This window comes from Calidithermus timidus DSM 17022 (assembly GCF_000373205.1).
Lineage (GTDB): Bacteria > Deinococcota > Deinococci > Deinococcales > Thermaceae > Calidithermus > Calidithermus timidus.
The window spans coordinates 222,282-234,684 of sequence record NZ_KB890688.1 but is presented as its reverse complement, the minus strand read 5'-3'; the positions used below and the strand labels follow the sequence as shown (position 1 = coordinate 234,684).

Here is a 12,403-nt window from a genome sequence, read left to right as displayed (position 1 = left end):
CGCGCTCACCATGAGGGCTTAGCAAGTAGGGGTCACCCAGATCGTCCGCTGGCCTATTTGTAGTCGGCAGCCTTCTTGCCTGTGGCCTCTTCCCACGGGCCGTAGTCCACAACCTGGCGGGGCGGGTCCTTGGTGAGGATGCCCTGGTCCCGCAGCAGCTTGACCGAAGCCTGGAAGTCGGCGGGGACCAGGAAACCGGCCCAGCCCTTGAGGGTGGCTCCGGCATTGTAGAGCTTGGCGATCTCGGCCATCTGCCAGGTCTGGTGGCCCTTGGCGTCGGCGCGGGAGCCCGAGCCCTTGCAGGTGTTACCGCAGAAGGGCAGCACGTACTTCTCCACGGTCTCGGCCTGGTTCTTCACCGCCCAGTCCCAGCCCTGCAACGAAGCTTTGATCAGGCGGGCCGCGACCTGGCGGCCGCTGAGGCCCGAGCCCTTGAAGTTGCGCTCGTTGAGCACGCGCTCGGTGGTGAAGATGAGGTCCTCGAGCAGGTTGATGCCCTCGTCGGCGAGTTTGAACACGTCCACCTTGCTCTCGTCGTAACCCAGGCCCGCGATCTGGTTGACCTCGTTGTAGGTCATGGCCGAAACCAGTTGAACCTTATCCGGGAAGACCAGCGAGGGGTCGAAGGGATAGCTCACCGCCTTGACGTCGGGGTTGGCGGCGCGAGGGTCGAGCGAGGAGGTGAGGCCGCACTTGCGGAACAGCGCCACTGCCGGGTACTCGTTGCCCGAGGGCCACACGCCCACGCTCTTGCCCTTGAGGTCCTTGCACAGGTCCTTGATGCCCGTGGACTTCAGCGCCACCAGCGTGAAGCCCGAGCGCTGAAAGATCTGGGCCAGGTGCACCACGGGGATGCCGCGCTCGCGCGCGACGAGCAGGTCGGCGATCCAGGTGGTGCCGAAGTCGGCGGCGCCCGACTGCACGACCTGGATGGGCGACTGGTCGCCCGCGGGCAGCAGGGTCACGTCGAGGCCCTGGGCGCGGAAGAAGCCCCGTTCCTTCGCCACGAAGAAGCCGGCGAACTGCGCCTGGGGAAACCACTTGAGCTGCAGGTTGACCTTGACCAGGTTCTGCTGGGCCATCCCCAGCGACGCGAGCCCCATCACCAGCACTGCCAATACAACCGTCCACTTCCTCATCCTCTGACCTCCTACACAAACCACACGACGATAGTGGCCTAAAAACCCCCGAAATAACTGCTCCTCCGAGATTCACCTCCTGGATTGCCGATGGCTTACAGCTTGGCTAGCAGCCACGGGCTACTCCCTAAACGAGACGTGCCAACCGGTCATTCGGCGTTCCAGCCAGGCCACCAGGCCGTACCAGGCGATGCCGACGACCGAGGCCACGATGATGGCCGACCACACGATGTCGAAGCCGAAGCGCCCGGCCTCGATCTGGATGCGAAAGCCCAGCCCCTGGCCGCCTGCACCGAAGAACTCGCCCACGATGGAGCCGATCATGGCCAGGGTGGTGCCGAGCTTGAGGGCGTTGAAGATGAAGGGCAGGGCGTTGGGGATGCGCAACCAGCGGTATTGCTGGGCCTCGCCCGCCGCGTAGGAGCGCATGAGCTCGAGGGAGAGCGGGCTGACCTCGGTGAGGCCGCGGAAGGTGCCCACCACCACCGGGAAGAACACCGTGATGGCGACGATGGCGGCCTTGGAGGGCCACTCCAGCCCCATCATCTTCACCAGCACCGGGGCCAGCGCCACGATGGGGATGCTCGAGAAGGCGGTGGCGTAGGGCAAGAAGCCGCGCTCGAGGAAGACGAAGCGGCTCACCAGCAGCGCGGTCGCCACGCCCAGGCCGCAGCCGACGAGGTAGCCGGTGAAGGCCTCGAGCACCACCGTCTGGTAGGCGTCCTGCAACAGCACGTCGCGCACGGCCCACAGCGTGGCAAAGACCCGCGTGGGCGTGGGGATCAGGCCCGCGGGCACCTGGTACGCCCGCAGCAGGGCCTCGACCGTCAGGAGCACCAGGGCCAGGGTGAGCCCGGCCGGGATGAAGCCGACGAGCGGGCCGGTGCGGACGGCCGCGAGGAAGTTGGCGACCCGGGCCACCCCGTAAGCCGCCGCCGCGAAGCCCGCCAGGATCAGCAGCTTCTGGCCCGTCCCCGCGAGGTCGCTGCGGCCCCACCAGCTCCAGATGAACAGCGCCAGCAGGGCGAAGCCCAGCCCCACCGCCACAACGCCGAGCCAGGGCAAGGGGCGGGCCGCGGGCGACGGGCGCCCCACCTTCAGCGCTTCCACGGCGTCACCACCTTCTCGAGCCACCCCACCAGCGCTACCAATAAAATGCCCAGCGCTGCCGAGGCGATCATGATGACCCAGGTCGCCACCACGTCGGAGGCGCGGGAGTTCTCGGCGAGCATCTTGCCGATGCCCTGAAAGCTGATGGTGGAGATCTCGGCCACGATGGCCCCGATCAAAGCGGCGGTCATGGCCACCTTGAAGGCGGTGAAGAGGTAGGGCAGCGAGGCCGGGAAGCGCAGCTTGAGGTAGGTCTGCCAACTGCTGGCGTTGTAGGTCTTCATCAGGTCGAGGGAGAGCGGGTCGGGGCTGCGCAGGCCCTTAGCCACGCCGATGGTGATGGGGAAAAAAGCGATGTAGGCCGCGATGATGGCCTTGGGGATCCAGCCCTGTACCCCGTACTGACCCAGCAAAACCACCAACATGGGCGCGATGGCGACGATGGGCACGGTCTGCGAGGCCACGATCCACGGCAGCAGCGAGCGCTCGAAGGCCCTCGAGGCCACGATCCCGACGGCGAAGAAAAAGCCCACCACCGTCGCCAGGGCCAGCCCCACCAGGGTCTCGAGCGCCGTCACCGCGGCGTTGAGGGGGATGGCGTTGGGCGAGTCCAGCGGGAAGAGCAGGTTGGCGAAGCCCCTCCAAAGCTGCTGCGGCGAGGGCAACACGGGGCTGCGCAGTTGGGTGGCGCACTCCAAGGCCGAGCCGCACTCCAGCGCCGCGCCGCTGTCGAGCGCCCGCTGGGCCACCGGGACGTTGGCCAGGAGCATCAGCGGGTAGTACAGCGCCGCGATGACCAAGGCCACCGCGAGCATGGGGACGAGGTTGGGCGAGCGCAGACGGGCGAGCATAGGGCTTTACTTCACCCCGCTGGGAATGGCGCTGACGAAGCCGGCGAGCGAGGCGCTGCCGAGCAGGCCGGCGGCCTGGAGCTGCTGGGCCATCTTCTGCAGCTTGGCGGTGTTGACGTAGCCGAGCCCGTTCTTCTGGGTGTCGGGTGTGACCATGATCTTCCTGATCTGCTCGAGGCCCGCCAGCTCGAAGGGGATGTCGAGGTTGGGGTTGTACTTCGCCAGGATCTTCCCGGCCTCTTGCGGGTTGTCCAGCGCGTAGCGGAAGCCCTTGTAGCGGGCCTGCACGAACTTCCTAACCTCGCTGGGATATTTCTTCAGCACGTCCTCGGTGGTGAAGAGTACGTTCTCCGGCCAGTCCACGCCGAAGTCCTTGTAGTTGTAGAGGTAGTACTTCTCCTTCGCCTGCTTCTCGGCCACCATGACCTCGTTGTAGATCATGGCCGAGGCGAAGGGGTACTGCTTGGCGAGCCAGCCACCCAGCGTGGCGGGGTCGCCCTGCTGGTTGACGACTTGGATCTGCTGCTCCCAGCCCTTGCCCACCACGGCTTTGATGGGCTTGTCGTAGCCGATCCAGGTCGCGAAGGTGCCCTTGATGTCGGCGGGCTTGGCGATGGGCTGCCAGGAGAGGATGCGCATGGCCGACTCCTGGAAGTCGGCGGCCACGATCACCAGCGGCAGCTTCTGCTTCTGGCGGGCCTCGAGCAGGTTGTAGGGGTAGTCGATGCCCAGCACCAGCTTTCCCGCCTTGGCCTCGGCCATCACCCGGTCGATGGGCGAGAGCCCAGGGCCACCCGGCACCACCGTCACGTCCAGGCCCGCCTCCTTGTAGAAGCCCTTGTCCACCGCCACGGGGTCGCCGATGGATTCGGCGTGGATGAACCACGACTCGATGATGGTGGCCTTGGTCAGGTTGCCCTGGGCCGTGCCCCAAAGCCCCCACGCCACCATTCCCGATGCCAGCACCGCGAATGCCGCCGTCTTCCTCATACCGACCTCCTCCTGAATAAACCCATAAGCCGCTTCAACCCTTCCGGGTCATCTCGAGGTGCCAGCCCACGAAGCGCCGCTCGAGCGCCGTGAGCACCCCCAGCAAGAGCCAGCCCACCACCGTGCAGAACGCCGCCGCCAAAAAGACCCGCGCGGTATTGCCCACGTAGCGCGAGTCGAGGATCATAAACCCCAAGCCCTGAAAAGCCCCGAACAGCTCGCCCACGATGGCCCCGTTCACCGCCGCCATCGCCGCCCCCTTGAGGCTGGTGAAGATGATGGGCAGCGCGAAGGGCAGCTTCAGGTAGCGCACCCGCTGCACGAAGCTCGCGCTGTAGGAGGTGAGCAGCTCCTCCTTGGTCGCGTCGGTGGAGACCATCCCCTTGTGCACGAAGTAGACCAGCGCGAAGAAGGCGTACAGCGCCGCGATCGCCACCTTCGAGCCGATGCCGCCCACCCCCAGCCACACCACCACCAGGCTCGCCAACGCCACGAAGGGGATGGAGTTGAGCGTGGAGACCGCGCGGAAGATGAAGTCCTCCAGCCACTCCGGCAACACGATCAAGAGCAGCGCGGCCAGGTGGGCGACCAGGGCGCCCAGCAGGAAGCCCAGCACGATCTCCTGCGCGGTGATCCAGGCGTGCGTGAGCACCAGGGCCGGGGACTTGAGGAACTCCTCGAGGATGCGCGAGGGGGCAGGCAGGAGGAAGGGCGAGTTGTACAGCCGCGCCCCTACTTCCCACAGGCTCAGGGTCACCACGGCGAAGACCAGCCAGCGCACGCCCTCGTTCTTCCACACAGAAGGAGCGTTGCGGGGGGGATGGGTGGCCCTGGCCATGCCTCACCTCAGGAACCGGACCGCCTCGCCCTGCACATAGGAGACCTCGGGCCGGGTCTCGGCCACCACCCGGCCGCGCTTGAGCACGTAGCGGCGCATGGGCAGGGTGCGGATGGCGTCGTCCTCGGTGGGGACCGGCCAGACCACCAAGTCGGCGGGGTTGCCCACCGCGACGGCGTGCCCCTCCAGGCCCTCGCCGCCCCGCACCAGCCGGTTGTGCCAGATGGCGGCGGGACGAGAGGTGAGCATGGGGAAGAGCTGCGCCCGATCTTCTTGACCTGACATCAACCCCAGGTGCAGCAGCACGAAGGCGGTGTGCAGGGGGTCGCCCTTGCCCATGGGGTACCAGGGGTCCATCACCGAGTCGTGCCCGGCGGCCACGTTGACCCCGGCGGCCAGCAGTTCCTTGACCCGCGTGAGGCCGCGCCGGATGGGGTAGTGGTCGAATCTCCCCTGCAGCACGGCGTTGTCGGGCGGGTTGCAGATGACGTGCAGCCCGGCCCGCCGCACGTTGCCGATGATCTTGTCGGCGTAGGCGTTGTTGTAGGAGTGCATGGCGGTGGTGTGCGAGGCCGCCACCCGGCCCGACAACCTCAGGCGCAGCGTCTCGGCCGCCATGGTCTCGAGGAAGCGGGAGTGGTCGTCGTCGGTCTCGTCGCAGTGGATGTCGACGGGCAGGCCGGTCTCGTGGGCGAGCGAGAGCGCGAACTTCACGCTCTGCACGCCGTACTCGCGGGTGATCTCGTAGTGCGGGATCCCCCCGATCACCTCGGCGCCGAGCTCGAGAGCCTGCCGCACCAGCGCGTCGCCGCCCTCGAAGGAGAACATCCCCAACTGCGGGAAGGCCACGATCTGGATGTCGATGAGCCCGGCCACCTCGGCCTTGATCTCGAGCAGGGCCTTGAGCGCGGTGAGGCTGGGGTCGCACACGTCGACGTGGGTGCGGATGTGGGTGACGCCGTGGGCCACGAACCAGGGCAGCGCCTTGAGCACCCGCGCGCGCACGTCCTCGCGGCTGAGCCGCTTGACCCGCTCGGCCCAGATGGCGATGCCCTCCCACAGCGAGCCCGAGCGGTTGGGCCGGGGATCGCCCTCGGTGAGGATGGCGTCGAGGTGGATGTGGATCTCGTAGAAACTGGGGCTCACCAGGTTGCCCTCCGCCGAGATCTCCTCCCCCCCGCGCAGCCCCGGTTCGATGGCGGCGATGTGCCCGCCCTCGAGGCCGATGTCCACCAGACCCTCGCGGCCGGTGAGGCGTGCGTCCTTGATGACGAGGTCCATGCCTACTCCTGCACCTCGAAGCCGTGCCCCTTGCGCAGGGCCTCGCGCACCTGGGTGGCGATCTCGAAGAAGCGGGTGGTCTCGCGGGTCTCGAAGTTGCGCGGTTGGGGTAAGTCCACCGGGATCACGGTCTCGATCTTGCCGGGGCGCGGGGTCATGACCACGATGCGCGTGGAGAGGAACACCGCCTCGGGGATGGAGTGGGTGACGAAGATGACGGTCTTGCCGGTCTCGCGCCACAGCCGCAAGAGCTCGAGGTTGAGGTTCTCCCGCGTGATCTCGTCGAGCGCGCCGAAGGGCTCGTCCATGAACAAAAGCTGCGGGTCGAAGGCCAGCGCACGGGCGATGCTCACCCGCTGCTGCATGCCGCCCGAGAGCTGCCAGGGGTAGTGGCGGGCGAACTTCTCCAGCCCCACCAGCGCCAGCATGCGCTCGGCGCGGGGCCTGTGCTCGGCCTTGGGCACGCCCATCACCTCCAGCGGCAGCATCACGTTCTGCAGCACGGTGCGCCACTCCATGAGGGTGGGGGCCTGGAAGACGTAGCCGTAGGCTCGGGCTTTGCGCGCCTCCTCCGGGGTCTTGCCGCCGATGCGAATGCTCCCAGAGGTGGGCTGGATCAGGTCGGCCAGAAGCCGAAGGAGCGTGGTCTTGCCGCAACCGGAGGGCCCGATGAGCGAGATGAACTCGCCCGCGGCGATCTCGAGGCTCGCGTTCTGCAGGGCCACGGTGCCGGTGGGGAACACCATCGAGACGTCCTTCACCGACACCAAGCTGGCGGCGCTGGGGGTTAGGTGGGGGTTGGGCTGGGATTGGGTCACAAGCACCTCAGAAGTACATCGGCTCGCGCCGCAACAGCTTGCCGCGCCCCTTCTCGCCCACGAATTGGCCCTCGCGCACCTGCACCTTGCCCCGCACGGTCACCACGCTGGGCCGCCCATCGATCTCGAAGCCCTCGAAGCCGTTGTAATCGTTGTTGACGTGCTGGGTCTTGGCCGAGATGATCCCCCGGTAGCTGGGGTCGTAGACCACCAGGTCGGCGTCGGAGCCCACCGCGATGGTGCCCTTGCGCGGGAAGAGCCCGAAGAGCTTGGCGGCCTTGGTGCTGGCCGCGTCCACGAAGCGGTGGAGGTCGAGGTGGCCCCGGCTCACCCCGTAGGTGTAGAGCAGGTTCACCCGGTCCTCGATGGCGGGGATACCGTTGGGGATGGCGGTGAAGGCGTCTTTACCCAACAGCTTCTGCTCGGTATCGAAGGGGCAGTGGTCGGTGCCCACGGTGTCGATGAAGCCCTGGGCCAACGCGTCCCACAAGGCCTTCTGGTTGCGCTTTTCGCGCAGGGGCGGCGACATGATGTACTTCATGGCCTCCACCCCGCCCCGCTCGGCGTAGGTCTTGTCCAAGAGGAAGTGGGGGATCACCGACTCGATGTAGAGGGGCACCCCCCGGGCCTTGGCGCTCAAAGCCGCCTCGAGCGCGGGCTTGCAGGAGAGGTGCACCACGTAGCCGGTGGCCCCGGTGGCCTCGAGGAAGGTGGCGAAACGGTTGGTCCCCTCGGCTTCCACCGACTCGGGGCGGCTGGGCTCGTGCCATTCGGGGCCGGTCTTGCCCTCGGACAAGAGCTTTTGCTGTAAGCGCCCCACCAGCTCGGCGTTCTCGCAGTGCGCCGTGACGATGACGCCCAACTCCTTCGCCAGCCTCATGGTCTGGTACATCTCCCCATCGTCCACACCGAAGAAGTTCTTGTACGACAGGAAGATCTTGAAGGAGTTGATTCCATCGGCCACGATCTCGCGCAGCTGCCCCTCGGTTTTGTCGTCGAACTTGGTCACCGACATGTGGAAGGTGTAGTCGCAAGCGCTGTTCCCCTCGGCCTTGCTCTTCCACAGGTGGTAACCCTCGAGCGCGTCGTCATTGCGGTTAGGGCAGCACATCTCGATGTAAGTGGTCGTACCCCCGATGAGCGCAGCGATGCTGCCGGTCTCGTGGGTGTCCTTGGCAAAGGTCGCCATGAAGGGCAGGTAGATGTGGACGTGGGGATCGATGAAACCGGGAAAAACGTACTTGCCCGTCGCGTCGATGACCTCGGTGCCGGGCGGGGCCTCGAGGCCTTGCCCGATGCGGGTAATGGTCTCGTCCTCCACATAGATATCGGCTTTGTAGCGGGAGTCTGCGGTGACGATCTCGCCGTTTTTGATGAGCAAGGGCACGATTTACCCCCTTTAGTGAATCTCGATTCCCACTTCCTTGCGATAACGCTCCATAGCTTCCCAATCCGTACCTACTTCGGGCCGCTCCCGGGTGAGCTGGTCCCAGGTAATGCTCGCGCGCCCCGAGGGCACCTCGACCATCTCGATGCAACCCTCTACCGGGCAAACGTTGTGGCACAACCGGCAGCCCACGCAGTCCTCCTCGCGCACCACGGGTTGCGGACGGGTAGAGACGGCCTCGCGCTTGCCGTTCGAGCGCACGTCGTAGCGGTAAGGCTGCACCACGTTCCCGCTGGCGTCGATGAGGTCGATGCACTGGTGGGCGGTGTCGTTGCAAGCCACGTAGCAGAGGTTGCACTTGATGCACTTCTCGGGGTCGATGCGGGCGACGGCGCGGAAGGAAAGGTCGAAGTCCTTGAAGTCGGAGATACGCCAGAGGCTCTTGCCCACGACCTCACCCACCGTCTTGAAGCCCTTGGAATCCATCCAGTTGGAAAGCCCGTCGCACAGATCCTCGATGATGCGGTAGCCGTAGTGCATGACGGCGGTGCAGACTTGCAGGCTGCTGGCCCCCAGCAGCAAGAACTCCGCCGCGTCCTTCCAGGTGCTGATACCCCCCATGCCGCTGATGGGGATGCCGCTCCTCGCCACTTCGGGCGTGGTGGCCACCTGGGACAAGAGGTGCAGGGCGATGGGCTTGACCGCGGGACCGGCGTAGCCCCCGTGCCCACCCTTGCCGCCGATGTTGGGGGTGATCTCGAGCGTATCCAGATCCACCGCGACGATGGAGTTGATGGTGTTGATCAGGCTGATGGCCTGCGCCCCTCCGGCCACGGCAGCCTTGGCCGGGTAGGAGATGTTGGTGATGTTGGGGGTGAGCTTGACGATCACCGGAATTTTCGCCACCGAGGTCACCCAGCTCGTGATCTGATTGCAATACTCGGGCACCTGGCCCACCGCGCTGCCCATGCCGCGCTCGCTCATGCCGTGCGGACAGCCGTAGTTGAGCTCGATGCCATCGGCTCCGGTGTCCTCGATCCGCATCACGATGTCGCGCCAGGCTTCGGGCGTCGACTCCACCATGGCCGAGACAATCACCGCGCGGTCGGGCCAGTGCCGCTTGACGTCGCGAATTTCCCGCAGGTTGACCTCTAAAGGGCGGTCCGAGATCAGCTCGACGTTGTTGATGGCGAGCATCTTCTGGGAGCCGTAGTGCCAGGCTCCATAGCGGTTGGACACGTTGAGCACCGGCGCCCCGATGGTCTTCCAGACCGCCCCACCCCAGCCCGCCTCGAAGGCCTTGTGGATCTGCGCCCCCGAGTTGGTCGGCGGGGCTGAAGCCAGCCAGAAGGGATTGGGGGACTTGATGCCTGCGAAATTGATGCGAAGGTCAGCCATAAATGCTCCTTTCAGGGAAGGTGAAAAGTGGAAAAGGTAAAAGGTCAAAAAGCAAAGTCCAGGTCTTTAACTTTTCACCCCTTATCCTTTTGACCTTTTCACCTCAATCATCCGCCGCCGCGCGCAGCGGCACCAGCTTGCGGTGGATGGCGAAGGCCGCCAGCTTACCGTCCTCCACAGCCATCACCGTCGAGGCCGAGCCCCACGAGCGCACGCAGTCGCCACCCGCATACACGCCGGGGAGGCTGGTCTCGAAGTCGTCGCTCACCTTGATGTAGCCCCGCTCGGTCGCCAGCCCCAGCATCTGGGCCAGGGCGGGCTTCTCCTGCCCAATGGCCTTGACCACTTGGTCGGCCATCAGCACGAACTCGGAGCCAGGCACGGGTACTGGTGCGGGACGACCCGAGGCGTCGGGCGCGCCCAGCTCCATCCGCACGCACTCGAGCCCCCTCACCTTCCCGCCCTCGACGATCACGCGCACCGGCTGGGTGAGGAAGCGAAACTCGATACCCTCCTTCTTGGCAAACTCGTACTCGTGGGGGTAGGCGGTCATCTCGGCGTCGGTGCGGCGGTAGACCATGGTCACGCGCTCGGCCCCCAGCCGCTTGGCGACGGTGGCGCAGTCGATGGCGGTGTTGCCCGCGCCGATGACCACCACGTTCTGGCCCACCTCGAGGCCCTGCGGGTTCATCTTGCTGGCCTCGATGTAGCTCAGGCCGTCGACGATGTGCTCCTCACCGGGGATGCCCAGCGCAGGCACCGCGCCCAGCCCCACGCTCAGGAAGACCGCGTCGTACTCGCGGCGGATCTGCTCGAAGGAGAGGTTGGCTCCCAGCTCCATGCCGGTCTTCACCTCCACCCCCAGCCGCTTGACCATCTCCACCTCGGCCAGCGCCACCTCCACCGGCTCGCGCAGCACGATGATGCCGTAGGTCGAGAGCCCCCCGGGCAGCTCGCGCTTCTCGAAGACCGTGACGCTGTGGCCCAGCTTGGCCAGCTCGCCCGCACAGGTCAGGCCAGCGGGCCCCGCCCCGATCACCGCCACCCTCTTGCCAGTGGGGGGGCCGGGCTTGAAGACGTCGATGCCCCGCTCGTAGACGTAATCGGTGGCGTAGCGCTGCAAACGCCCGATCATGATGGGCTTCTCCTCGGCGTTGAGCACGCACGCGCCCTCGCACAGCTCCTGCACCGGGCACACCCGGGCGCACGTCGCGCCCATGAGGTTGGCCTCGAGGATGGTACGAGCCGCGCCCACCACGTTCTCGCTGGCGATTTTCTTGATGAACTTGGGGATGTCGATGTGGGTGGGGCAGGCATGGGTACAGGGCGCGTCGTAGCAGTAAAGGCAGCGGCTGGCTTCCACGGCTGCCTCGTGGTCGGTGAGTGGCGGGTAGTACTCCGCCAACACCTCCTCAGGCCGAATGATCTGGCGATTGTTCACGTCTGGCCTCCTGCGGGGCCACCGGCCCCCAATCCTGCAAAGCTAAAGGCTTTGGTTTGTGCTAAGGCTAGGGCTTCCCCAACGAAAGGCGCAATGGACAAAGTGTCCAAAATTCGTGAGCGGGCGCAGAAACGGCCCGCCGCACGCAGAGGCAATTTTTCTCAACACACAACAAAGCCTCCAAAGCCCTTCATCTAGGCTCCGGAACCAGCCATCACCCCCTCCCATGAAACGCGGCACCACAACCTCCGGTGTGAATCATCACCAAGAAGGTCCGAGCCCTCACGGGAGCTGATTTAACCCTTGGCTCTATGCTTCTACTTCGCGCCGAAGGCTGTCAAGAGCGACGCTGCATAACTTTGCACCAAAGTTCACTTATGGCAGGTGCATGGGCCTCAACTTTTCTCAGACAAAGCAGGTATAGTTCGGCCTATGAGGCGTTTTCTTCTCTCCGTCGCCCTGGGCGGCCTGTTGGCCGCGTGCAGCGGCGCGCCACTGTCCATCGCCATCACCGTCGAACCTGTCGACGTTAGCCTGATCTCGGACGGGGCCATCTACTTCCAAAAGGCTGGGCAGATGCAGAAGCCGCCGGTGGGGGTCAAGGAGATCGGCCTCGAGGGGACGGCGAATTTCACCGATCGGGGGGTCTTACACTTCTACGCGACCGATCAGGAGCCCGACTGCCCCATCATCGGGAGCTTCTTCCGCTGCAGCAGCCCCAGTGCGGCTACCATGGACGACCTGGGCACGCTCGACTTCAGCAAGAACAGCACCTCCCCCTTGAAGTGGTCGGGAGCTCACCTGACCAACGGCGTCAACAACCAGACCCTCTACATCGGGGTCAAGCTGGAGAGCCTGGGCCTCACCAGCGGCAGGCTTAGCTTCGAAAACCTCGTCGCCAAGGTGGTGTTGTTCTAATGCATGAAACCCTCGAGGGCACCATCCTGCAAGCCCAGGCGCTGAGCATCCACGGTGCCGTGTTCTACGATTTGCTCTTGCAAACCGCCGAGGGCCCCAGGCGTGTGCGCTGCCAGGACACCTTCCTCTCCCCTCCCCCGCAGGCGGGCGAGAAGCTGCGTCTGGAGCTGATCCTGGGCAATGTCAGCAGCGTTGAGCGTCTTCTGTGAGGCCACATGCGGCGGGGGCATCT

12 protein-coding genes are annotated in these 12,403 nt (G+C 65.7%); 2 read left to right on the top strand and 10 right to left on the bottom strand.

The genetic code is table 11. The annotated features are described in order from the left end of the window. Positions 1-53: 53 nt before the first annotated feature. The 10 genes from B047_RS0104330 to B047_RS0104285 form a co-directional block, all read right to left on the bottom strand. Positions 54-1,139, bottom strand: coding sequence for an ABC transporter substrate-binding protein (locus B047_RS0104330; protein ID WP_026234574.1), 1,086 nt, complete (start codon positions 1,137-1,139; stop codon positions 54-56). Between the two features lie 120 nt (positions 1,140-1,259). Then, positions 1,260-2,249 (bottom strand): ABC transporter permease, encoded by a 990-nt coding sequence (locus B047_RS0104325; protein WP_018465730.1) that lies wholly within the window; start codon positions 2,247-2,249, stop codon positions 1,260-1,262. Beyond that, positions 2,237-3,100, bottom strand: coding sequence for an ABC transporter permease (locus B047_RS0104320; protein WP_040779183.1), 864 nt, complete (start codon positions 3,098-3,100; stop codon positions 2,237-2,239). Before B047_RS0104320 ends, B047_RS0104325 begins: the two co-directional genes overlap by 13 nt. 6 nt (positions 3,101-3,106) lie before the next feature. Further along, the gene (locus B047_RS0104315; RefSeq protein ID WP_040779180.1) at positions 3,107-4,090 is read right to left on the bottom strand and encodes an ABC transporter substrate-binding protein; all 984 of its coding nucleotides are present in this window, start codon (positions 4,088-4,090) and stop codon (positions 3,107-3,109) included. A gap of 34 nt (positions 4,091-4,124) precedes the next feature. Beyond that, positions 4,125-4,928, bottom strand: a complete 804-nt coding sequence (locus tag B047_RS0104310; RefSeq protein ID WP_026234572.1) for an ABC transporter permease — start codon at positions 4,926-4,928, stop codon at positions 4,125-4,127. Between the two features lie 3 nt (positions 4,929-4,931). Then, the gene (locus B047_RS0104305; protein WP_018465726.1) at positions 4,932-6,209 is read right to left on the bottom strand and encodes a cytosine deaminase; all 1,278 of its coding nucleotides are present in this window, start codon (positions 6,207-6,209) and stop codon (positions 4,932-4,934) included. A gap of 2 nt (positions 6,210-6,211) precedes the next feature. After that, positions 6,212-7,027: an ABC transporter ATP-binding protein gene (locus tag B047_RS0104300; protein WP_245533695.1), complete on the bottom strand. Its 816-nt coding sequence runs from the start codon at positions 7,025-7,027 to the stop codon at positions 6,212-6,214. A 7-nt stretch (positions 7,028-7,034) separates the two neighbouring features. Then, complete coding sequence (gene hydA, locus B047_RS0104295; RefSeq protein ID WP_018465724.1) at positions 7,035-8,414, bottom strand: dihydropyrimidinase; 1,380 nt, start codon at positions 8,412-8,414, stop codon at positions 7,035-7,037. A gap of 12 nt (positions 8,415-8,426) precedes the next feature. After that, positions 8,427-9,812, bottom strand: coding sequence for an NAD-dependent dihydropyrimidine dehydrogenase subunit PreA (gene preA / locus B047_RS0104290; RefSeq protein ID WP_018465723.1), 1,386 nt, complete (start codon positions 9,810-9,812; stop codon positions 8,427-8,429). Positions 9,813-9,915: 103 nt separating this feature from the next. Then, on the bottom strand, positions 9,916-11,253 hold the full coding sequence (locus B047_RS0104285; protein WP_018465722.1) for an NAD(P)-dependent oxidoreductase: 1,338 nt from the start codon (positions 11,251-11,253) through the stop codon (positions 9,916-9,918). A 432-nt stretch (positions 11,254-11,685) separates the two neighbouring features. On the opposite strand from B047_RS0104285, the gene B047_RS0104280 reads away from it, so the two are divergent. Then, on the top strand, positions 11,686-12,171 hold the full coding sequence (locus B047_RS0104280; protein ID WP_018465721.1) for a hypothetical protein: 486 nt from the start codon (positions 11,686-11,688) through the stop codon (positions 12,169-12,171). Then, positions 12,171-12,380: a hypothetical protein gene (locus tag B047_RS0104275; protein ID WP_018465720.1), complete on the top strand. Its 210-nt coding sequence runs from the start codon at positions 12,171-12,173 to the stop codon at positions 12,378-12,380. Before B047_RS0104280 ends, B047_RS0104275 begins: the two co-directional genes overlap by 1 nt. Positions 12,381-12,403 lie beyond the last annotated feature (23 nt).